General features: G+C 69.4%; 16 protein-coding genes. 3 read left to right on the plus strand and 13 right to left on the minus strand.

Translation table 11 applies throughout. The features are described from left to right. Window position 1 precedes the first annotated feature (1 nt). Entirely contained in the window at window positions 2-1,345 is a 1,344-nt protein-coding gene (locus OP79_RS05440; RefSeq protein ID WP_033318946.1) for a glutamate-1-semialdehyde 2,1-aminomutase, read from the plus strand. A 17-nt stretch (window positions 1,346-1,362) separates the two neighbouring features. Here OP79_RS05440 and OP79_RS05445 read toward each other — a convergent pair whose 3' ends face one another. From OP79_RS05445 to OP79_RS05500, 11 genes are all read right to left on the minus strand, one after another. Next, window positions 1,363-2,073, minus strand: coding sequence for a phosphatase PAP2 family protein (locus tag OP79_RS05445; RefSeq protein WP_033318817.1), 711 nt, complete (start codon window positions 2,071-2,073; stop codon window positions 1,363-1,365). A 393-nt stretch (window positions 2,074-2,466) separates the two neighbouring features. After that, the gene (locus OP79_RS05455) at window positions 2,467-3,213 is read right to left on the minus strand and encodes an anti-sigma factor (protein WP_033318819.1); all 747 of its coding nucleotides are present in this window, start codon (window positions 3,211-3,213) and stop codon (window positions 2,467-2,469) included. Continuing rightward, entirely contained in the window at window positions 3,210-3,794 is a 585-nt protein-coding gene (gene sigK / locus OP79_RS05460; RefSeq protein WP_051744426.1) for an ECF RNA polymerase sigma factor SigK, read from the minus strand. The genes OP79_RS05455 and sigK overlap by 4 nt, the downstream gene beginning before the upstream one ends. A 114-nt stretch (window positions 3,795-3,908) precedes the next feature. Beyond that, the gene (gene sbnA / locus OP79_RS05465) at window positions 3,909-5,027 is read right to left on the minus strand and encodes a 2,3-diaminopropionate biosynthesis protein SbnA (RefSeq protein WP_078491621.1); all 1,119 of its coding nucleotides are present in this window, start codon (window positions 5,025-5,027) and stop codon (window positions 3,909-3,911) included. A gap of 43 nt (window positions 5,028-5,070) precedes the next feature. Then, window positions 5,071-6,141: a 2,3-diaminopropionate biosynthesis protein SbnB gene (gene sbnB, locus OP79_RS05470; protein WP_033318820.1), complete on the minus strand. Its 1,071-nt coding sequence runs from the start codon at window positions 6,139-6,141 to the stop codon at window positions 5,071-5,073. Continuing rightward, on the minus strand, window positions 6,138-7,154 hold the full coding sequence (locus OP79_RS05475) for a TauD/TfdA family dioxygenase (protein WP_033318821.1): 1,017 nt from the start codon (window positions 7,152-7,154) through the stop codon (window positions 6,138-6,140). The genes sbnB and OP79_RS05475 overlap by 4 nt, the downstream gene beginning before the upstream one ends. Window positions 7,155-7,176: 22 nt before the next feature. Further along, window positions 7,177-9,738, minus strand: a complete 2,562-nt coding sequence (locus tag OP79_RS05480; protein ID WP_033318822.1) for a non-ribosomal peptide synthetase — start codon at window positions 9,736-9,738, stop codon at window positions 7,177-7,179. Beyond that, complete coding sequence (locus OP79_RS05485; RefSeq protein WP_078491622.1) at window positions 9,735-12,311, minus strand: Pls/PosA family non-ribosomal peptide synthetase; 2,577 nt, start codon at window positions 12,309-12,311, stop codon at window positions 9,735-9,737. Before OP79_RS05485 ends, OP79_RS05480 begins: the two co-directional genes overlap by 4 nt. Window positions 12,312-12,817: 506 nt before the next feature. After that, on the minus strand, window positions 12,818-14,203 hold the full coding sequence (locus tag OP79_RS05490; RefSeq protein WP_033318823.1) for an FAD-binding oxidoreductase: 1,386 nt from the start codon (window positions 14,201-14,203) through the stop codon (window positions 12,818-12,820). A gap of 504 nt (window positions 14,204-14,707) precedes the next feature. Next, a complete protein-coding gene (locus OP79_RS05495) occupies window positions 14,708-16,048 on the minus strand; it encodes a class I SAM-dependent RNA methyltransferase (protein WP_033318824.1) in 1,341 nt (446 codons plus the stop codon). A 92-nt stretch (window positions 16,049-16,140) separates the two neighbouring features. After that, entirely contained in the window at window positions 16,141-18,192 is a 2,052-nt protein-coding gene (locus OP79_RS05500; protein WP_033318825.1) for an APC family permease, read from the minus strand. A 412-nt stretch (window positions 18,193-18,604) separates the two neighbouring features. On the opposite strand from OP79_RS05500, the gene OP79_RS05505 reads away from it, so the two are divergent. Continuing rightward, the gene (locus OP79_RS05505; RefSeq protein WP_033318826.1) at window positions 18,605-19,276 is read left to right on the plus strand and encodes a potassium channel family protein; all 672 of its coding nucleotides are present in this window, start codon (window positions 18,605-18,607) and stop codon (window positions 19,274-19,276) included. Then, a complete protein-coding gene (locus OP79_RS05510; protein ID WP_033318827.1) occupies window positions 19,276-19,953 on the plus strand; it encodes a potassium channel family protein in 678 nt (225 codons plus the stop codon). Before OP79_RS05505 ends, OP79_RS05510 begins: the two co-directional genes overlap by 1 nt. Window positions 19,954-20,096: 143 nt before the next feature. On the opposite strand, the gene OP79_RS05515 is transcribed toward OP79_RS05510, so the two are convergent. Next, the gene (locus tag OP79_RS05515; RefSeq protein ID WP_033318828.1) at window positions 20,097-20,816 is read right to left on the minus strand and encodes a DUF3159 domain-containing protein; all 720 of its coding nucleotides are present in this window, start codon (window positions 20,814-20,816) and stop codon (window positions 20,097-20,099) included. 3 nt (window positions 20,817-20,819) lie between these two features. Next, window positions 20,820-21,218 (minus strand): OB-fold nucleic acid binding domain-containing protein, encoded by a 399-nt coding sequence (locus OP79_RS05520; protein ID WP_078491623.1) that lies wholly within the window; start codon window positions 21,216-21,218, stop codon window positions 20,820-20,822. Between the last annotated feature and the right edge of the window lie 152 nt (window positions 21,219-21,370).

Below are 21,370 nucleotides of genomic sequence, written 5' to 3' on the forward strand. Positions count from 1 at the left end.
CGTGGACACCGAACACACCGAAGAGACCGAGGAGTTCCTTCTGCCCCGGTCGCGGATGGCGAACGAGCGGCTGCACGCCATGATCCCCGGGGGCGCGCACACCTACGCCAAGGGCGACGACCAGTACCCCGAGAACCTGGCCCCGGTCATCAGCCACGGCCACGGTGCCCACGTGTGGGACATCGACGGCAACCGCTACATCGAGTACGGCTCCGGCCTGCGGTCGGTCAGCCTCGGCCATGCCCACCCACGCGTGCTCGAGGCGGTGCGGCGGGAACTCGACCGCGGCAGCAACTTCGTCCGGCCGTCCATCGTGGAGGTCGAGGCCGCGGAACGCTTCCTGGCCACGGTGCCGACCGCCGAGATGGTGAAGTTCGCGAAGAACGGCTCCGACGCCACCACCGCCGCGGTGCGCCTCGCCCGCGCCGCCACCGGGCGCCCGCGGGTGGCCGTCTGCGGCGACCATCCGTTCTTCTCCGTCGACGACTGGTTCATCGGCACCACGCCGATGTCCGCGGGCATTCCGGAGGCGACCACCGACCTCACCGTGGCGTTCCCATACGGGGACTTGACCGCCACGGAGGAGCTGCTCAACCGCTACCCGAACGAGGTCGCCTGCCTGATCCTCGAACCCGCCGGCCACACCGAGCCGCCGCCCGGGTACCTCGCAGGGCTGCGCGAGCTGGCCGACCGGCACGGCTGCGTACTGATCTTCGATGAGATGATCACCGGCTTCCGCTGGTCCGAGGCGGGCGCTCAGGGCCTGTACGGCGTCGTCCCCGACCTCTCCACGTTCGGCAAGGCACTGGGCAACGGATTCGCCGTCTCCGCGCTGGCCGGGCGCCGCGACCTGATGGAGCGGGGCGGGCTGCGTCACTCCGGCGACCGGGTGTTCCTGCTGTCCACCACGCACGGTGCGGAAACGCACTCCCTGGCAGCCGCGATGGCCGTGCTCACCACCTACGTCGAGGAGGGCGTCACCGCGCGGCTGCACGCCCTCGGCGAGCGGTTGGCGGCCGGTGTCCGCGACGCCGCGGCGAGCATGGGCGTCGGCGACCACGTCGTCGTCCGGGGCCGGGCCAGCAACCTGGTCTTCGCCACCCTCGACGAAAACGGGCAGCCGTCGCAGCAGTACCGCACCCTGTTCCTGCGCCGGCTCCTCGCGGGCGGGGTGCTGGCCCCGTCGTTCGTGGTGAGCAGCGCGCTCGACGACGCCGACATCGACCGCACCGTCGACGTGGTGGCCCAGGCATGCGCGGTGTACCGGAAGGCGCTGGACGCCGCCGACCCCACCCCCTGGCTGGCCGGGCGACCGGTGAAGCCCGTGTTCCGCCGCTTGGCGTGACATGACGTGACGTGACGTCAGCGATGCTCCCGCCGACCGGCGTCGGCCATCCGATCGACCAACCGGTCAGCCATCCGGTCGACCAACCGGTCAGCCATCCGGTCGACCAGCCAGGCGGTCGCCGGGACCACCGCCAGCGCGGTGCACCAGCCGCCGAGGACGTCGGTCGGGTAGTGCGCGCTCAGGGCGACCTGCGCCCAGCCCATGGCGCCGCCGGCAACCAGCGCCGCGGCGAGCACGAGTGACGTGCCGGCCCTCCTGCCGAAGCCGAGCCGGCCGGTCGCGAGCAGCGCCACCACGAGGGCGAACGCGGTGAGGAAGGCGGTGTGCCCGCTCGGATAGGACAGATTGCCGTCGCCGTGGATGGTGCGTCCCACCAGGGGCTTGAGCAGCGTCGTCGTCGCCACGGTCATGCCGGCACCTGCGACGATGAGCACCGCCGCGCGAGGCCACCGAAGCAGCAGGCAGCCCGTCACGGTGGCCACGACCAGCACCGCCGCTCCTGCGGGCTCCCCCAGGAAGTCCGTGGCCAGAGCGACGTTCCGCCAGGGCGGCCGCACACTGTCCGCCGTCGGCTGGATGATCCACCTGTCCAGCCTGCCGGACTCGCTGTGGCCGGCGTACAGCACCCCGAGCACGACGACCACCAGCGCGGCAAGGGCCGCAATCAGCCCGAGCCACACGCGCAGCAATGGGGGCAGCACCGCGGGCGCCGACCGGCCGGTCACACGCCCACCGCGTCCGGTCGGCCTGCGGTCCCAGTGGAAGCCCGCGCTTCGTCACCGAACTCGACCGCGCCGCGACCCCCTACTTGGTGGCCAGCGAGCCGAACACCCCGCTCATGACCGTCAGATGTACGGGCTGGGCTGGGCTCGGCTGGACCGAGCCAGATGGCAAACACGTCAAGCGCGAACTGGGCTGGGCCGACTGCCAGGCCCGCTCCGGTCAGGCGATCCGACGCCACTGACACCGGTCGACGTGGCCTTCGGCTTCTGCCGACGCCAACTCCCCACCACCAAGCCCCCCTTTGTGTCTGACTTGGCCCACGCGGGAGCCAATCAGTCGCTCCTTGCCACCCTAACCAACCAGGCGGTCGCAGCACACCGCCGTCGGAAACACGATCAGGAAGTAGGGAGAGGCCATGTGGTGAGCGGATCGGTGGTGGGTTTGGAGGAGCCTGTGCCCGGTTCGACGGTGATGGCAAGTGAGGCGGCGGTATCGGGCGGGGGGAGGGACACGGTCTGGAAGCCGGCTTTGGCGGGGAGGAGTCCGGCGGGGCGGACTTCGTCCTTGGGGGCGGCGTACCACAACTGATAGGTCCTGTCGGAGGGCAGGGGAGCGAGGTCCTGGCAGAAGTAGGCGGCCTGGTTCAGGTGGCGTGAGACCACGACGGTGCCGGAGCCGCCGTAGGCCATGCCCTTTTTGACGAAAGTGGTGTCGGGAGCCGCAAGGAGCCGAGCAAGGTCGGCGGCGTGGCTCTCGGCTTCCTGGCGTGTCTCCCGCGTCTCCTGGTGCTGCCAGACCGCGAGGCCGCCGAGCGCGGCGGCCGCGGTCAGACTGGCGGCCAGCGCGAGACGCAGCAGACGTGACAGGGATCGCCGGCTGAGGCGCTCGTCCGCCTGGCCGGGGAGCGTCGGTGGAAACTGCGGAGTCCGGGCCACCTCGGCGAGGACACGTTCTTTCAGACTCGGCGGCGGGGTGCGGGCCGCTGCGAGGGCGAGCCAGGCCGCGGCCTCCTGCTGGCGGGCGGTCTCGTGGGCACAGTCGGGGCAGTCGGCGACGTGTCGCCGGAACGCCTCCCGCTCCTCCCGGGTGAGGGCGTCCGCCGCATAGGCACCGGCGAGGTCGTGCGGGTCGGCTGTGCTCACGACGGAGCTCCCAGGCAGTGCCGCAGGCGGGTCAGTGCCCTGCGCAGGCGGCTCTTGACGGTACCGAGCGGCAGGGACAGCGCCGAAGCGATCTCGGTATGGGTCAGGCCCCGGTAGTAAGCGAGCAGTACCGGCTGCCGCAGATCGGCGGTGAGCTCCTTCAGGCAGGAGCGGACTTGTTCGCGTTCCTCGAGCGTCTCCACCGTCTCCACGACATCGTCGAAGGCGGGAGTCGACTCGTGCTGGGAGACGGCGCGCTCGCGTTCAGCGGACCTCCGCGCAGTGCGGACGCTGTCCACGGCGCGATGGTGGGCGATGGTCATCATCCAGGTCATGGCGTGCCCGCTCTCGGGCCGGTAGCGGGGGGCACTCTGCCAGACCTCCAGCATGACCTCCTGGGCGACCTCCTCGGCGCGTGCAGGGTCCTGCAGGACCCTGCACGCGATTCCGTAGATCGGACCGACGGCCACGTCGTACAACCGGGTGAAGGCGTCCTGACTGCCGGCAGCGACGGACACCAACAGTCGATCCGTCTCGGATGTGCCGATGTGTCGGGCCCCGCGGGCCTGCCGCTTCGCCACACCCTCTCCCGCCTGCCCGCCTGCCCGCCTGCCTCAATCCGCCCTGCTGGTTCACCCGCCCTCCCCTACAGTGTCCGAGGCCCAGCCGCCGTCCGCATCCCGCAGTGGGGCGGATTATTCGGCTGTCCAGGAGCCCGGTGACGGCCGACTCGGGCCTGCGGTCGTGGTGTCACCGGCCCAGGTTTCGTCCTCCTGACGCCGGTGGCGCACCCGAGGGCCCGGCGCGGGCACCGGTGGTGCGGAGCGGGCGGCCCGGGAGCCGGCGGCGACTGGCCTGTCGGGATCGAGCACGCCCTCGCCGTAGAGGGCCCGTACCCAGTTGGCCTGGTAGACGGTGTCGAGGTAACGCTCGCCGAGGTCCGGGGCGATGGCCACCGCAGTCAGGCCACGCGTGTCATGCAGAGCCAGCCAGCCCATCGCGCCGCTGACTACGGTGCCGGTGGAGCCGCCGAACAGGAAGCCGCGTCGGGCCAGGCGGTGGCAGGCGCGGATGCTGTCCGCCTCCTCGACGTGCACCGCCTCGTCGACGAAGGATTCGTCGAGCAACGGAGGGCACATGCTCATGCCCAGACCGGGAAGCAGCCGACGTCCCAGAGCACCGCCGAAGGTCACCGAGCCGACGCTGTCCACCGCGACGATCCGGACCGGCCGGTGCCACTCCCGGAAGTAGCGCGCGCAACCCATCAGTGTCCCGGTGGTTCCGGCCCCGACGAACAGCACGTCCAGCCCTGGGAACGAGCGGGCTATCGCCGGGGCCGTCCTGAGGTAGTGCGCCTTCCAGTTGCCCGGGTTGGTGTACTGGCTGAGCCACACGCACCGGTCGTCCAGGGCGCACAGCGTACGGACGCAGTCGATCCGCGCACGGAGGAGGCCGCCGTCGGTGCTCGGCTCGGTGACGACGTGCACATGGGCGCCCAAGGCCTCCATCAGCAACCTGGTCGACAGATTGCAACGGGAGTCCGTCACGCACAGGAACTGGTAGCCCTTACTCGCCGCGATCATGCTGAGTGCTACGCCCATGTTTCCGGACGAGGACTCGACCAGGACCGACTCCGGCGTCAGGACCCCCGCCTGCTCGGCGGCCTCCACCATCTCGGTCGCGGGCTTCAGCTTGATCGAGCCGGCGAAGTTGAAGCCCTCGCACTTCAGGAAGAGCCTGCGCCCCATTATCGGCTGGAGGTCGACGTAGAGATCCTCCTCGTTGAAGGTGTAGGGAGCGGATATGACTGACACGATGGCCTCCGCGGATTGAAGAGCGGCCCGGGCCGGATGTGCTTCATCCGTACCTACGCAGCTCATGAAAGAAGCCGTCGACGACGTGCAGCTCTCCGGAGCCGGCCACCTCGTCGTAGACGTACTTGCCGACTGCCAGGTCGAGCACCCCGAGGCCGAAGGGCGAGAACACCGCCGTGCGGTCTCCCGACAGCGTTACGCGCCCGGCCATCACGTCCGCCAGCGTCCCCGTCAGGAAGTCGCGGTTGCCGGTGAACTGTTCGGCCAGGTGAACGGAGGTGTCCGCCCTCAGACAGTGCTCGACGTCGTCAACGATGTTGTCCGAGGCGAGCACGACCTCCGGAGCCAGGTCGCGCAGCGACACGTGCAGCACGAGCGGACGGTGTGCGAACCACGACGGATCGCGGACGTGCGGCCGACCGGCGACGGTGGCGAAGACCACCAGGTCGCTCATGCGGATCAGCTGCTCGGGGCTGTCGTGCACGGCGATCCAGCCGGGGGCGCCCGACTGCTCCAGGTAGCAGCGGAAACCGGCCGCGCTGTCGGCGGACACGTCGTGCACGCCGATGGCGTCGAACGACCAGCCGGTACCGGTCAGGAAGGTGTGGATGTAGCGGGCGATCAGGCCCGTGCCGAAGAACCCGACGCGCGTCGGGCGCCGTCGGCCGCGGCTGAGCCGGTCCGCTGCCAGCGCGGCCGACGCGGCCGTCCTCGTGGCGCTGATGATCGAGGCTTCCATGCAGGCGAACGGGTAGCCGGTGTGGCGGTCGTTGAGGATGAGCACCGCCGAGGCCCTCGGGATGCCGGCCTCCACGTTCTGCGGGAAGCTGGAGATCCACTTCAGGCCGTCCACCCCTGCCTCCCCGCCGATCGAGGCGGGCAGGGCGATGATCCGGGAGGACGGGCGGTCGGGGAAGCGCAGGAAGTGGGACGGCGGGTTCACCGAATGACCGGCGCTGTGCAGCCGGTAGGTGTCCTCGACCAATTCCACGATCTGCTTCTCGCGCCCCTGCAGCGCTTGCTGGACCTGGCCGCCGGACACGACCGCGAACGGCGGCACGGTGACCGGCTCGGACGGTGCGGACTCCCATGCGGTGGAACGGGTGATGGTCATTCGGTGATCACCTCCACGGTCGGCGAGCAGTCGGCCAGGCGCACCGCGTCCGTCATCGCGACGAGCACCTCGCGCGGCCCTTCGTACGACTCCCTGCTGTGGGCGGTGCGGACGTTGTCGACGAGCATCATGTCGCCGGCCTGCCACGGCTCGCGCACGGTGTGGGACTGGTAGACGTCGTTCAGCAGCTGCACGGTGTCCTCGCCGATCGGTGCGCCGTCCCCGTAGCGGGTGTTGAACGGCAGCCCGTCGGCGCCGTAGACGTCCACCAGGTACTCACGTATCTCGGGGGCCAGGGTCCACTCGTTGAGAAACGCGATCTGGTTGAACCAGCAGCGCCGGCCGGTGACCGGGTGCCGCACCACGGCGCTGCGGCGCTGCCAGGTCCGCAGTCCGCCGTCGGGCTGCCACTCGAACTCGATCGCGGCCGCGCGGCAGTAGCTCTCGACCGCCCCGCGGTCCTCCCTGCCGAAGGCGTCGGCCAAGGACGCCCCGATCTCCTCGTTGTAGGTGCGGGTGAGCAGCCAGCCCTCCCTCAGGAACCGCTCGACGAGATCGGTGGGCAGCGCGTGCAGCACGGTCGGCGCGTCGGCCAGCGCGGTCGCTCCGCCGACGGCGGGAGCACTGAGGCAGGCGAACAGCATCAGGCCGGGGAATTCCAGGGTGTAGCTGAGTTCGTGGTGCATGCACATCGGCTGGTTCGGCGGCCACTTCGACGAGGAGTACACACCGTCGGAGTAGCTCCGCCGGGACGCGAAGGCCTCCCTCTCGGTCATCAGAGTGCCGGCCAGCCGCCGGAAGACGGCCTCGGTCTCGGCCGGGTCGCTCAGCCCGAGGCCGCGGACCAGGACCGCGCCGTGCTCGGCGACGACGGCGCGCAGCGCGTCCCGGTGCTCGGCCGCCCAGCTGGCCGCGTCGCCGGTGGAGCCGACAAGCAGGATCGGGGGTTTGCCGGGCCGCAGGTCGACGCTGAGCAACGATTTCGTTGAGAACCGGGGAAGCGAGGACGGCATCTCGATCTCCTTTCAGTTGCGCTTAGGAGGAAGCCGGCGGCCCGGCGACGCGCGGCACCGGCTGCGGCGGCTCGAACCTGCCGTCGACCATGCGGGCCAGGTCGGCCAGAACGGGGTGGCGCGTGATGTCCGCAATGTCCACGGCCCGGTCCAGGGCGATCGCGAGCCGCACCGCCGCGAGAGAGGTGCCGCCGCGGTCGAAGAAGTGGTCGGGCCGGCGGATCGTGTACTCCGGGATGTCGAGCACCTGGGCCCACAGGGCGGCCAGCCGCCGCTCGGTCGGCGTGCGGGGCGCGTCGCGGTCTTCCTGGACCGTGCCGGGCTCGGTGCCGCCGGATCCGACGTCGGTTACCACGGCGTCAAGCTGTGCGGCGAGCGCGGTCAGCGCCTTCCTGTCGACCTTGCCGTTGGCGGTCACGGGCAGGCTCTCCTGCCAGTGGAACTCCGAGGGGACCATGTACACGGGCAGCGACCGGCCCAGCCGGTCTGTGAGGACGCCGTCCTCCAGTGGTCCCTGACCGGAGTAGAAAGCCACCAGACGCCCGCCCTGCCCGGCCCCCTCGACGGCCACCACCGCACTGTCGCGGACCCCGGGTGCCCGCAGCATGGCGCTCTCGACCTCGCCGATCTCGATCCGGAAACCCCGGATCTTGACCTGGGTATCCCGGCGGCCGAGGAACTCCAGCTTGCCCCCGGGCACCCAGCGGCCGTAGTCGCCGCCCCGGTAGAGCCGCCGGCCCGCGTGGTGCGGATCCGCCATGAAAGCCTGCCGGGTGCGCTCGGGGTCGTTGACGTAGCCGCGGCCGACGCAGATCCCGGAGAAGACGATCGCACCGGGGGCGCCGAGCGGCACCGGTGACAGGTGCTCGTCGACTACGGAGACGTGCACGTTGTTGACGGGGCGACCGAGGGGGATCCGTTCGGTGTCCGGGACCCGGTCCATCACCTCGTGGTTGGTGTCGTCCGAGGTCTCGGTCAGCCCGTACGCGTTGACCAGCCTGATACCGGGCTGGGCCGCGAACCAGCGCTGCACGAGCTCCTTCTTCAGCGCCTCGCCGGTGACCGACACGCACCGCAGATACGGCAGCTCGCGCGGGTGCCGCTCCAGGTAGGACACCACGGCGTCGAGGTACGACGGCACGACCTGGAACACGCCGACCCCGCCGCGGGCGATCGTGTCGACGAACCGCGGGACGTCCAGGATCGCGTCCTGTTCCACGAGCAGGGTCCGCCCGTCGGCCAGGAGCGCGGAAGCCAGTTGCCACAGTGAGATGTCGAAGCACTGGGGCGCGGTCTGGGCGACCACCTGCCCCTCGCCGATCCCCAGGTCGTCGATCTTGGCGTAGAGATGGTTGAGCATGCCCGCGTGCTCGCACATGGCTCCCTTGGGCTCACCGGTGGAGCCGGAGGTGAAGTAGATGTAGGCGAGCTGGTCCGGTGCGACGCCGACGCCGAGGTCGGAGTCCGGGTGGCCCTCCGCGTAGGCCGCGTCGACGGAGAGCGCCCGGACCGCGGGCAGCGCGTCGAGGGCTCGGTCGAGCATCTTGGTGCTGCCCGGCTCGGTCAGCACGAGCCGGCACCCGGCACGGGAGAGCATGGTCGCGATGCGGTCGGCCGGGAAGTGCGGCTCGATGGGCAGGTACACCCCACCGGCTTTGAAGACCGCGAGGACGGCGGCCGCCCAGTCCAGGTTCCGCTCGGTCACCACCGCGACGACGCCTTCGCGGTCGAGCCCTCGCGCCAGCAGGGCCCGTCCCAGCCGGTTGGCCCGCGCGTTGAGTTCCCGGTAGGTCCACCGCTGGTCGCCGCGTACGGTCGCGACGGCGTCCGGGTGCACCCTGACGCGTTGTTCGAACAGTTCGTGGAAGCGGTGGTCGGGGAGCTCTCGGCGGGGTCCGGCGAGTCCTTCGAGCTGGAAGCGGCGCTCCTCGGCGGATAGCAGGCTCTGCCGGCCGTGCACGGCGTCCGGGTCGGTGGCGATCAGCGTGAGCGCGGTGAGGTGGTAGCCCACGATCCTCGCGGCGCAGTCCGCGTCGAGCGCGTCGGTCCGGTACCGCAGCCGCAGCGTTCGCCGATCGCCGCGTCGCGGGATTTCCACCCGCAGTACGGCGTTCTCGGCAAGCTCGCCTCTGTCGCCGGTCGGATCGAACACGGCCTCGGTCGACGGTCCGGGCAGGCCCAGCGCATGCCTGAGACCATCGACGGGGAAGTCCTTGTGCAGCAGCAGTTCCGACTCGGCCCGGTGGGTGTGGAGCACCAGCGTCCGCCACGAGTCGGGTTCGGTGGTCAGCCGGCAGGGAAGCGGCCGGCCGCCCCGCACGGCGACGTAACCGATCGTGACCTCGTGCTCGCCGGACAGAGCGGCGAGCACCTTGGCGTGCGCGGCCAGCAACACCGAGCGGAGGGGTACCGCCAGATCGTCCGCCAGGCGGCTCAACCCGTCCACCAGATCCTCGGGAAGCGTCGCCTCGTGCTCGGCGATGTGGGTCACCGGGTCGAGGGTCCACCGAGGGACCGTGGTGACCCCACCGGCGGTGAGCACGCCCCGCCAGAACTCCCGGCCGGCCTCCGCAAGTGTGGTCATGGATGCCATGGGGCCTGGCTCCCCTCATCCTCGCTGTGCGAGCGGAGCGGCCTTGCCGGATTCCCGCCCCACCACGCCTCCTGCGGGACTACCTCTCCCTTCATCAGGAAGGAGTCAGGGGCGAGTACCGCACCGTCGCCCACCGTCACGCCGTAGTGGACGAAAGCGCCGACACCGAGGGTGCAGCCGGAGCCGATCGTGCTCCGGTCGGACTTGAAGGCGCCGTCCTCCTGCGAGTGGCACTGGACGACGCTCCCCGAGTTGAGCGTGCAGCCGTCCCCGATGGCAGCCATGGCCCGTTCCGTCAGATAGCAGCCGTCGTCGAAGACCATGCGGCCGAGCCGCACCCCCAGCAGCCGCCAGATCACGTTCTTGAACGGAGTGCCGTTGAAGATCTTCAGGTACGTCTCCGACGGCACCTTCCAGTAGCGCTCACGCTGCCAGAAGTCCGGGGTGTAGATCGAGCAGAACAGCGGCCTCAGGGGACGGAACGCTGTGACGACGCGTTCGACCAGCACGAAGTAGGCGATGGTGAACACCACGACAAGGACGTCGGCCAGCGCGATCGCCGACACTCCGAACTGCCCGTACAGCTCCGCGGCTCCTGAGGCGAGCAGGGCGAGAGCGAAGGCGTAGATCCAACGCGTCAGCAGGTACCACCCCATGGTGGCGGCGTTGTGCCTGTTCTTGGCGGCAAGGCCGCGCCGCAGCTCCTCCCGGCTCTTGAACCGGTCGAACCTGCTGTCCCGCAGGACCGAACGGGGAATCTCGAAGCTGGGCGAGCCCAGCAGCCCGACGCCCTCGCGGACCTCCCCGTCGACGGGCACCATCACCTTCGTCGCGAGAAGGCAGTTGTCGCCGGTCCTGCCCTGCGTGGGGTACGCGACCCTGTTCCCCAGGAAGTTGCGCGGCCCGATCGACACCCGGGACACGCGGAACGCGGTACTGGAGAAGTCGGCGTTCATGATCGACAGGCCGTCGGCGACCATCGTCCCGCGCCCGACGGAGCTCAGCAACGGCGTCTCGTGCTTCACCTCCGTGCCGAAGTTCGACCCGGTCTGCTCGACCCGGGAGAGGTCGTACCCGAGCCACCGCAGGTAGTGGACGATGCAGGAGCTGTCTCCGAACAGGCGCTTCGGGAGCTTCCAGTTGGTCAAGAGCGCGATCGTCCGGTGCACCCCGTCGTGAAAGCCGTACAGACGGTAGACCCTGCCCGGCCTGAGGGTCAGGCCGAGCAGACGGGGAACGGTGGTCAGGACGAGGAGACCGGCGGGAACGGCGCCGAAGACGAGCACGAAGGAGAACACCAGGGCCTCGCGGTAATACGCCCAGTCGGCGAAGACCGCGGGCCCCGGCTCCAGAGCCGAGCTGAGCTGCGGGACCTCGACGAGCAGCGCGGCCACGCCGCCGACCGCCAACGGCACGTACAGGCTCAGTGCGATCAGCAGCTGCAGAACGCTGTGGGCCGCCCTGCGCACCGCACCGCAGCGGGCCGCCCCCACCACTTGGTAGTCCACGTCGGTCCGCTGTGCCGGAGACCCGTGCCAGTGCTCGCCGTCGGGCACCGCCTGCCCACGGTGCAGCGAGGAGGCATGGCCGAGCTGGGCCCCGTCGCCCAGCGACGTGTCGATGTCGAGCACCGTGGCCTCGCTGACCAGCACGTTCCTGCCGAGGGTGACCGGGCCCGTCTGGATCAGTCCGGCGTGGGCCCGGTAACAGGCGAAGGACGAGTCCTTCCGGACGACCGCGCTGTCGCCGATGGCGAGCAGATCGGTGCACACCGGCACGCTCCGGGAGAGGACCACGGCGCCACGCCCGACCTTCGCGCCCAGTGCCCTGAGGTAGAGCAGGTAGAGCGGCGAGCCGCTGAACAACACCAGCGGATCCGACCGGACCAGCGTCTTGACGACCCAGAAGCGGACGTACGCAAGACTCCAGACACGGATCTGCTGAGGCTTCCACCGGCCGACGAGCGTCCACTTCACGAGGACGGGAAGGACACACAGGCCCAGAAAGGCCGCACCACCGAACAGGACCGACCGCAGGTACACGTCGAGCACACCCGATCCGGCGGAGATCCACTCGTAGCCCCGGGCGGCGCCGAAGGCGATGAGGTAGGCGTACCCGAGGAAGGCCAGGAACTGCAGCGCGCCGCACAGGACGTACTGCGGCATGCCCGCCGGGGGCTGAGCCGGCACCGAGGCCGGGGCCGACACCGGAAACGGCTCCGGGGCCGGGGCCACGGCCGCCGACTCCGCCCGGGGAGCGGGCGGGGCATCCGCGAGCGCCGTCGCCAAGCTTCTGATCGTCGGGTACCGATAGACGTCCTTCATCGACACCGACGGCAGATCCGCACGCTTCCTGACCCGCGCGCAGAAGTGCGCCATCACCAGCGAGTCGGCGCCCAGTTCGTTGAAGAAGTGACCGTCGACCGGCACCTGCTCGGTCCGCACGACCGCGGCCAGAATCGCGGCGAGGGTCTTCTCGATTGCGGCCGGTTCACCGTACCCGTCCAGGAGGGCCGTGGATTCCTCCGGAACGGAGGGCAGCGTCTCCACCGGCTTGTCCACCATGTCAGCTCCCGGGAAGCTTCCGAGGAAGCGCCGACCAGCACTGACCGACTTGCGTTGGACACCGGTTTCGGACGGATACCGAGTGCGAACGACGCGGGCTGTCGCCAAAACCACCCATGCTCTTGATTCGGTGCCGGGACGCGGACAGATCTCGATATTCGGAAACTTCTCGTGAGCCGGACTCCGCGAGAGGGTGCCGCGAGGTGGGAGTGCTCGACGGCGACGAGGGTTCCATAGGGCTACTAGGGGTGGTCAGCCGCTTGTATCGAGCCGCTGAGCAGGTGCCCTTGTTGTCACCGCGCCGAAGGCGACCAGTCCGAGAACTCCTTTGACCGGTTAAAAGCCAGAACGCTTCAGCCATCCCGAACCGGTGGCAGCCCGGGTCAGGGCAGACAGAAGCGCCTCCGGCGCCCCCTCTGCGCTCATCGAAAGTGCACGGAGCCGCCGGCCTGCGTCTTCGTTCCACACGTTCTGGCTGGGTGGACGCGGACGGCAAGGTCCGGCAGTCAGTGCTGCTGAGCGGGCTTGATGTTCTGGTTGGCGTGGAAGAGGTTGTCCGGGTCGTACGTCCGCTTGACCTGCGCGAGCCGGTCGTAGTGGTCGCGGTAGGTGGCCCGGACCCGCTCCTGGTCCTCGCCCTGCCCCATGAAGTTCACGTACGAGCCGCCCATGGAGTGGGGGTGCGTCTCCTCCCAGTAGTCGACACACCATTGCTTGATGGTCTCGGCGTTGGCCGGGTCGGGGTCGACGCCGGCGAAGACGCCGGACCACACGGCGTCCCGGTAGCTCCACGCGGAGTCTTCCCGGCCCACTCGGTGGGCGGCCGCGTCGACCGGGTAGAGGTGCATCAGCGACAGCGGGGTGGGGAGGTTCTCGCCGTACTTGAGGTGCACGTCCACGGCGGCGTCCGGGATACGGTCGAAGAAGTCGCCGCGCCAGTACCACTGGTACCCGGTGGGGATCAGCTCGTCGAACAGGCTCTGCAACGCGGGATAGGGCATCGGTGCCGTGAAGTGGAAGGCGGGCGGGGCGGGCTCGTTCACCACCGCGAGGGCGTCCTCGGTGCGGTCCGGGTCACCGGTGTGACACCACACGATGCCGCACACCTTCCGGCCGTGGATCTCTTCGGGGAAGGGTGGGCCGGGCGGGATGGTGAACAGCGTGAAGAAGCCGTAGATGTCCTCCGGGGCCTGCGGGAGGAAGTCGCGGTACCACGTGAGCACCTCGCGTGTGTGGTCGACCGGCCACACGGTGATGCCGACCCCGACGGTGTCCACCGGGTGCAGGCGGTAGGTGAACGAGGTCACGATGCCGAAGTTGCCGCCGCCACCGCGCAGGGCCCAGAACAGGTCCGGGTGCTCGGTCTCGCTCGCGGTGACGAAGCTGCCGTCGGCCAGCACGACGTCCGCGGCCAGCAGGTTGTCCACCGTCAGGCCGTACTTGCGGGTGAGGTATCCATGGCCACCGCCGAGGGTCAGGCCCCCCACGCCCGTCATCGACACAATGCCGGTGGGGGTGGCGAGCCCGAAGCCGTGGGTGGCGTGGTCGAGATCGCGGAGCTGGCTGCCGCCGCCCACCTGGGCGGTCCTCGCGGCGGGGTCGACCCGTACCCAGCGCATCGGCGACAGGTCGACGGTGACGCCGTCCTCCACCAGGCACAGGCCGGGACCGCTGTGCCCGCCACCCCGAACGGCGAGTTCCAGGCTGTTGTCGCGGATGAAGTTGACCGCATCCATGACATCCGCGGCGTCCGCGCACCGCACGATGGCGGCGGGACGCTTGTCGATCATTGCGTTGTAGATGCTGCGGGCCTCGAGATATTCGGGATCCTGCGGGCCTATGACCGGCCCCCGCAGAGAGGTCTGCATCGCATCCAAGGTCGCACTGTCCATGGTGATCTCCTCGAGAGGAGCAGATTTCTTGCCCCCGGCTTCGGCCTTCCACGGCTGTCACCTCGATCACCCGCTGCTTGGACCGGGACTTCACCAAGTTGTCTCTGAGCCCGGGATTTCGCGGGCGTCGGCTCATCGGATGCCGCAAGGCTGACTTGTCCAGCGTCCCGCCGACTACCGAGCCCCGCAATTCCTACAGATCGCTGCTCGCCGGGAGTCCAGTCTGTGCTGCGGGGCCGTAGAGGCTCCAGCCCTTCAGATACAGCCGAGCATCGGGGCAGTGACAACAAGTAGGAGTCACTGAGGCCGACCGAAGTCCTGCCACGCCCAATGACGGAGCGCTCCTGCTCGACCGTTTCCCTGGTGAACCGTAACGAGAGTTCTGACATGCGCGGAGCTACACCTGATATCCCATCAGAACGAGCGCCAAATAAGCGTCACGAGCGTCGCGATATCGCCCGTAACGCCCACACCGCGCATAATGCGCACGCACAAAACCGCAGTTCAGGAGCCCTTCGCGGCAGGCTCCAAAATCGCCACGCACTCCACATGATGAGTCATCGGAAACAGATCGAACGCCCGAAGCGTCCGCACCCGGTACCCGCCCTCACGGAAGTACCCCAAGTCCCGTGCCAGCGCCGCCGGATCGCAGGCCACGTACGCGATGCGGCGTGCGCCCAGCCGTGTCAGGTGCTGGACCGTCTTCTTGCCTGCGCCCGCGCGGGGCGGGTCGAGGACGATGAGGTCGACCTCGGTGATGCCGGTGCGCGGGAGGACCGACTCGACCTTGCCCTGTTCGATGCGGACGCGGTCGAAGGCGGCGAGGTTGTGCCGGGCATCCTCCACCGCGCGCTTGGCGGACTCGATGCCGAGCACCGCGCCCTTGTCGCCGAGCCGGTCGGCGAGGGCGCCCGCGAAGAGGCCGACGCCGCAGTACAGGTCGAGGGCCATCTCGCCCTTGCGCGGCAGCAGGCCCTGCATGACCGCCTTGACCAGCGTGTCCGCGGACTTCGGGTGGACCTGCCAGAAGCCGCCGCTGCCGACCCGGTACGTACGGTCGTCCGCGCGCTCGCGCACGAACGGGCGGCCGTGAACCCGATGGACCCCGCCGTCCTTCTCCTCCACGCGCATGACCGACACCGGCCGGTCCAGCTCCACGATCGGCAGCCGGGCGCCGGGCCGTGGCGTCAGGATCACCTGCCGGTCCTGGGAGCCCGTCGCGGCGATCGCCTCGATCGACTCCATCCCGGGCCACTCACGCCGCTCGATGCCCAGCTCGCTGACACCCTGCGCGGCGATCATGCAGTGCTCGATCGGCTCGACCTCGTGCGAACGGTGCCGCCGCAGACCGGCGTGCCCGACGTCGTCCACCGCGTACTGCACGCGCGTACGCCAGGCGGGCACCTCACCGGGGGGCAGCTTGTCGCCCTCGGCGGGCATCACCGTGCCGTCCCAGCCGACCTCCTCGGGCGTCAGGCCCGCGAGCCGCTTCAGCTGCTCGGCGATCACCTCGCCCTTCAGTCGGCGCTGCGCGCCCGGCTTGGCGTGCTGCCAGTCGCAGCCGCCGCAGCGGCCGGGGCCCGCGTACGGGCAGGGCGCCTCGACTCGGTCCTTGGACGCGTCCAGGATGGTGACCGCGTCCGCGCGCAGGAACCGCGAGTCCTCCTCGCCCTCCGTCACGCGCGCGACGACCCGCTCACCGGGCAGCGCGTGCCGGACGAAGAGGACCTGCCCCTCGGCGGTACGGGCGACGCAGTGGCCCCCGTGGGCGACAGGCCCGATCTCGACCTCGTACTCCTGCCCCACGAGCGACCCCGCCGGCGATTTCTTCGGTTCTGCCTGCATGGCGGGGTGACTCCAGTTGCGAAAAGGGGGAACGGCCGGACAACAGCCCACCAGTCTACGTGGACGCCGCCCGGCCGTTCGACACGAGTCCGTCAGCCCTTGGGAGTGCTGGGCTCCTTGGGCCGCTCCTCCGCGGGACCGCGCCGCACGGCACCCGGCGCGTTCCACTCCTGCCGCTTGCGGGCCCGCTTCTTGGCCACCTCGGAGGACTCCAGCTGGTACGGCACTGACGTCACCATCACCCCCGGTGTGAACAGCAGCCGCCCCTTGAGCCTGAGCGCGCTCTGGTTGTGCAGCAGCTGCTCGTACCAGTGGCCGACCACGTACTCGGGGATGATCACGCTGACCGCGTCGCGCGGGGACTCCTTGCGCAGGTTCTTCACGTACTCGATGACCGGTCGCGTGATCTCGCGGTACGGGGAGTCGAGGACCTTCAGCGGTACGTCGATGCCGCGCCGCTCCCACTCCTCCCTCAGTGCCTTGGTCTCGGCCGGGTCGACATTGACGCTGAGCGCCTCCAGGGTGTGCGAGCGCATCAGCTTGGCGTAGGCGAGGGCGCGCAGCGTCGGCCGGTGGATCTTCGAGATCAGGACGACGGAGTGGACCCGCGAGGGGCGCACGACGTCGTCGCTCGGTCCTTCCGGCGCGGCGATCTCCTCGGAGACGCGGTCGTAGTGCCTACGGATCGCCGACATGATCGCGTAGAAGATCACCATGCCGAGCAGCGCGACCCAGGCCCCGTGCGTGAACTTGGTGACCAGGACCACGATCAGCACGAGCCCGGTGAAGAAGGCACCGAAGGTGTTGATCGCCCGGGAGCGGTACATGCGGCGGCGCGCGGCCTGGTCGCGCTCGGTGGCCAGGTGGCGGTTCCAGTGCCGGACCATGCCGGTCTGGCTGAGTGTGAAGGAGACGAAGACGCCGACGATGTAGAGCTGGATCAGCCGGGTCGAGTCGGCTCCGTAGATCCACACCAGCAGTCCGGCGGCGCCCGCGAGCAGCACAATGCCGTTCGAGAAGGCGAGGCGGTCGCCGCGGGTGTGCAGCTGACGCGGCAGATAGCGATCCTGCGCGAGGATCGAGCCGAGCAGCGGGAAGCCGTTGTACGCGGTGTTGGCCGCCAGGAAGAGGACCAGCGCGGTGGCCGCGGCGAGCAGCACGAACATGAAGCTGCCGTTCCCGAAGACGGCCTCGGCGACCTGCGAGATCACCGGGTTCTGGACGTAGTCGGCGCCGACCGCGACACCGTTCTCCAGCAGGTCGGTCGCCGGGTGCTCGGCCATGCGTACGTTCGTCGCCATGGCCAGGCCGATGATGCCGCAGAACATGGTGACCGCGAGCAGGCCCATCATCGCCAGCGTGGTCCCGGCGTTCTTGGACTTGGGCTTGCGGAAGGCCGGGACGCCGTTGCTGATCGCCTCGACACCGGTGAGTGCGGCACAGCCGGAGGAGAAGGCCCGCAGGAGAAGGAAGAGGAGCGCGAAGCCCGCGAGACCCTGCTGCTCGGCCTCGATGTGGAAGTCGGCGGTCGGCGCCTTCATCGTGTCGTCGAGGACCAGGCCGCGGAACGCACCCCAGGCGATCATCGCGAACACGCCCACCACGAAGACGTACGTCGGAATCGCGAAGAGTTTCCCGGACTCCCTGACCCCGCGCAGGTTCATCAGCGTGAGCAGCACGATGACGGCGATCGCGCACGGCACCTTGTTCTCGACCACGAAGGGGATCGCGGAGCCGAGGTTCTCGATGCCGGAGGAGATCGACACAGCGACGGTGAGGATGTAGTCGACGAGCAGCGCACTGGCGACGGTGAGGCCGGACTTGGGGCCGAGGTTGGTGTTGGCCACCTCGTAGTCGCCGCCGCCGCTCGGGTACGCGTGCACGTTCTGCCGGTACGAGGCCACCACCGTGAACATCAGCACCACGACCGCGACCGCGATCCAGGGGCTGAAGTGGTAGGCCGACACGCCCGCGATGGACAGGACCAGCAGCACCTCGCCCGGCGCGTACGCCACGGAGGACAGCGGGTCGGAGGCGAACACGGGTAGGGCGATGCGCTTCGGCAGGAGCGTTTCCCCCAGCCGGTCACTGCGCAGTGCGCGCCCGATGAGGATGCGTTTGGGCACGTCGGTCAGTTTGGACACGCTGAGGATCGTAAGCGGTCAGGGTATGGGGTGCCCACCCGCCACCCGACCTCTGCTCTACGAGTGAATTGAGCGACCGGTGATGCTGCGGGTTCCGGCACCGACAGCTTCCCCATGCCTATATGACAAAACCTCGCCTCCCACCCCTCCTGGAGACCTCATGACGCAAGCCGCCGCGGAACTCATCGGCGCCGCCGCCGCACTCATCGGGCTCGGTGTCCTGACCCTCGTCAGCGTCCGCAGCATCAGCCGCCGCTGATCGCGACAAGGAGAGTGGGCGAGCGTGCAAGGGGGTGCCCGCCGTGGACCGTGCGTGTGTAGCTTGGGCATCGGTCTGAGACCCTGTTCGAGACCTTGTTCAGCCTGAGCAGTAACTCCATGAGCAGTAAGAATTGATACCGGAAGGACGGTCGTGCACATCGTCATCATGGGCTGCGGGAGAGTGGGTTCCGCTCTCGCCCAGACCCTGGAGCAACAGGGGCACACGGTCGCCGTGGTCGACCAGGACCCCACCGCCTTCCGACGACTGGGCTCCGGGTTCGGCGGCCGTCGTGTCACCGGAGTCGGCTTCGACCAGGACACCCTGCGCGAGGCGGGCATCGAGGAGGCGGGCGCCTTCGCCGCCGTCTCCAGCGGCGACAACTCGAACATCATCGCCGCCCGGGTGGCCCGCGAGATGTTCGGCATCGAGAACGTCGCGGCGCGCATCTACGACCCGCGCCGCGCCGAGGTCTACCAGCGGCTCGGTATCCCGACCGTCGCCACCGTCCGCTGGACCGCCGACCAGATGCTGCGCCGGCTGCTCCCGTCGGGCTCCGAGCCGCTGTGGCGCGACCCCACGGGCGGGGTACAGCTCGCCGAGGTGCACGCGTCGACGGCGTGGGTGGGCCAGCGGATCAGCCGGCTCCAGGACGAGACCGGCGTACGCGTCGCTTTCGTCACCCGCCTTGGCGAGGCGATCCTGCCGAGCTCGCAGACGGTGCTGCAGGAGGGCGATCTGGTGCACGTGATGATGCGTACGGACGACGTGGACAAGGTCGAGGCGGCGTTCGCCAAGGGCCCTGACGAGGAGGGCGGTCACTGATGAGGGTCGCCATTGCCGGTGCCGGTGCGGTGGGCCGCTCGATCGCGGGCGAACTGCTGGAGAACGGGCACGAGATCCTGCTGATCGACAAGGCACCGACCGCGATCTCGGTCGAGCGCGTGCCGCAGGCGGAGTGGCTGCTGGCCGACGCCTGCGAGATCACTTCGCTGGACGAGGCGGCGCTGCAGCGCTGCAACGTGGTGATCGCCGCGACGGGCGACGACAAGGTCAACCTCGTCGTCTCGCTGCTCGCGAAGACGGAGTACGGCGTCCCGCGCGTCGTCGCCCGCGTCAACAACCCCAAGAACGAGTGGCTGTTCAACGAGTCCTGGGGCGTGGACGTCGCCGTCTCGACCCCCCGCCTGATGTCGGCCCTGGTCGAGGAGGCGGTGAGCGTCGGCGACCTGGTCCGCCTGCTCCGCTTCAGCCACGGCGATGCCAACCTCGTCGAGCTGACGCTCCCCCCGGAGTCGGCCCTGGCAGGCACCCGGGTCGGCGACGTGGAATGGCCCGAGGACACGTCCCTGGTCACCATCATCCGCGGCACCCGCGTCCTGACCCCCACCCGGGAGGACTCCCTGGAGGCGGGCGACGAGCTGCTGTTCGTTGCGGCTCAGGCTCGGGAGGAGCAGCTGGAGGATCTGTTGTCGGTGCGGCGGGAGGATGCGGTCGGCTGATTTCCGGCGATACGAGAATGGGGCCGCCCGGAAACTTCCGGGCGGCCCCATCCAGCCCGTCCGGCGTTTGAGGACGAGGCCGTTCAGGCCGATAAGCGGGGGCCTGGGGGCGCAGCCCCCAGGCCCACACCGCCACCGCGTACCTACTCGGCGGACCGAGCGGCAGCATGCCGCTCCTTCTCCGCACGCTCCTCCGCTTCCATCTCCGCGAACACGTCGATCGGCGCGGGCGCCTTCGCCAGGAACACCCAGGTCAGCCACACCGCAAGCAGGAACGGCGGAATCTTCAACGCGACCAGGACCCACCCGAGCTGCGTGGTGTCCGCCCACCAGTACAGCGGGAAAAGAATCGCGCACTTGGCGAGCAGGATCGCACCCCAGGCGTAACTGGCCTTCGCGTACGCCTTCTTGCGCCCCGGGTTACGCGTCCGCCAGGAGAGGTTCTCCTTGAAGACCGGGCCGAGGACCAGGCCGATCAGCGGGACGCCCGCGAGGGTCGTGATGATGTACGCGAGGCCCAGGCCCAGCGTGTAGAGCATGCCCGGCAGATAGAAGTCCTTGGCGTTCCCGGTCATCATCGCGAAGACCACGCCGAAGGCCACCCCGAAGACACCGCTGAAGGCGTGCTTGACGGTGTCCTTCATGACCAGGCGCACCACGACGAGCAGCACGGAGACAGCGAGGGCCGCGATGGCCGCGGAGTGCAGGTCCTTGTTGATCGTGTAGATCGTGACGAAGAGCAGGCCGGGCAGGACCGTTTCGATCATGCCTCGCAGACCGCCGAACGCCTCGAAGAGCGCGGCCTCCGTCACCGCCCGCGAATCATGGGCGTCGTCTTCGGTCGGCTTGTCGAGCGACGTCACCGGCTACTCCCGTCCGAGGGGTCTGAGTTCGTATTTCGGATTGAACAGCACCTTGCGGCCCCGGCTCATCGAGACCCGGCCCGATGCGATCAGCTTGCGCCCCGGTTCGATCCCGACGATGGAGCGCCTGCCGAGCCACACCACGTCCAGGGCGGCCGAACCGTCGAACAGTTCGGCCTCCAGGGCCGGGACACCGGCCCTCGGGCGCAGCGTGACCGTGCGCAAGGTACCAGTAACGGTCACTATCTGTCGGTCATGTGCGTCACCGATACGCGTACATCCGGTGGTCTCGGTGTCCTCGCGCAGCTCCTCCGACTCCAGGTCCTCCTGCGACGAAGAGAGCCGGTCGATCATCCGCCGGAACCGGCCCGGCGGCCTTTCGGAACGAGGAACAGCACTCATGTCTGAAGCCTACCGGGGGCCGCCGACAGCTTCGTACCCCTTGAACTTACCCATAGAACTAACGCTCGAATCGATAATCCATCCCGGGCTCCGTGATACTGCATCCCCCGGGGGCGCTGTGCCTGATTGCCGCTGCGCGGCGGGCCGGACCC

Origin of the sequence: Streptomyces yerevanensis (assembly GCF_000716805.1) — a bacterium.
Lineage (GTDB): Bacteria > Actinomycetota > Actinomycetes > Streptomycetales > Streptomycetaceae > Streptomyces > Streptomyces flaveus.

Bases quoted from the DNA above. Each gene is read 5' to 3' on its own strand.
- OP79_RS05495 (WP_033318824.1), bottom strand. From the start codon at position 16,048: ATGCAGGCAGAACCGAAGAAATCGCCGGCGGGGTCGCTCGTGGGGCAG.
- sbnB (WP_033318820.1), bottom strand. From the start codon at position 6,141: ATGACCATCACCCGTTCCACCGCATGGGAGTCCGCACCGTCCGAGCCG.
- OP79_RS05480 (WP_033318822.1), bottom strand. From the start codon at position 9,738: ATGACCACACTTGCGGAGGCCGGCCGGGAGTTCTGGCGGGGCGTGCTC.
- OP79_RS05475 (WP_033318821.1), bottom strand. From the start codon at position 7,154: ATGCCGTCCTCGCTTCCCCGGTTCTCAACGAAATCGTTGCTCAGCGTC.
- OP79_RS05510 (WP_033318827.1), top strand. From the start codon at position 19,276: ATGAGGGTCGCCATTGCCGGTGCCGGTGCGGTGGGCCGCTCGATCGCG.
- OP79_RS05520 (WP_078491623.1), bottom strand. From the start codon at position 21,218: ATGAGTGCTGTTCCTCGTTCCGAAAGGCCGCCGGGCCGGTTCCGGCGG.
- OP79_RS05490 (WP_033318823.1), bottom strand. From the start codon at position 14,203: ATGGACAGTGCGACCTTGGATGCGATGCAGACCTCTCTGCGGGGGCCG.
- OP79_RS05485 (WP_078491622.1), bottom strand. From the start codon at position 12,311: ATGGTGGACAAGCCGGTGGAGACGCTGCCCTCCGTTCCGGAGGAATCC.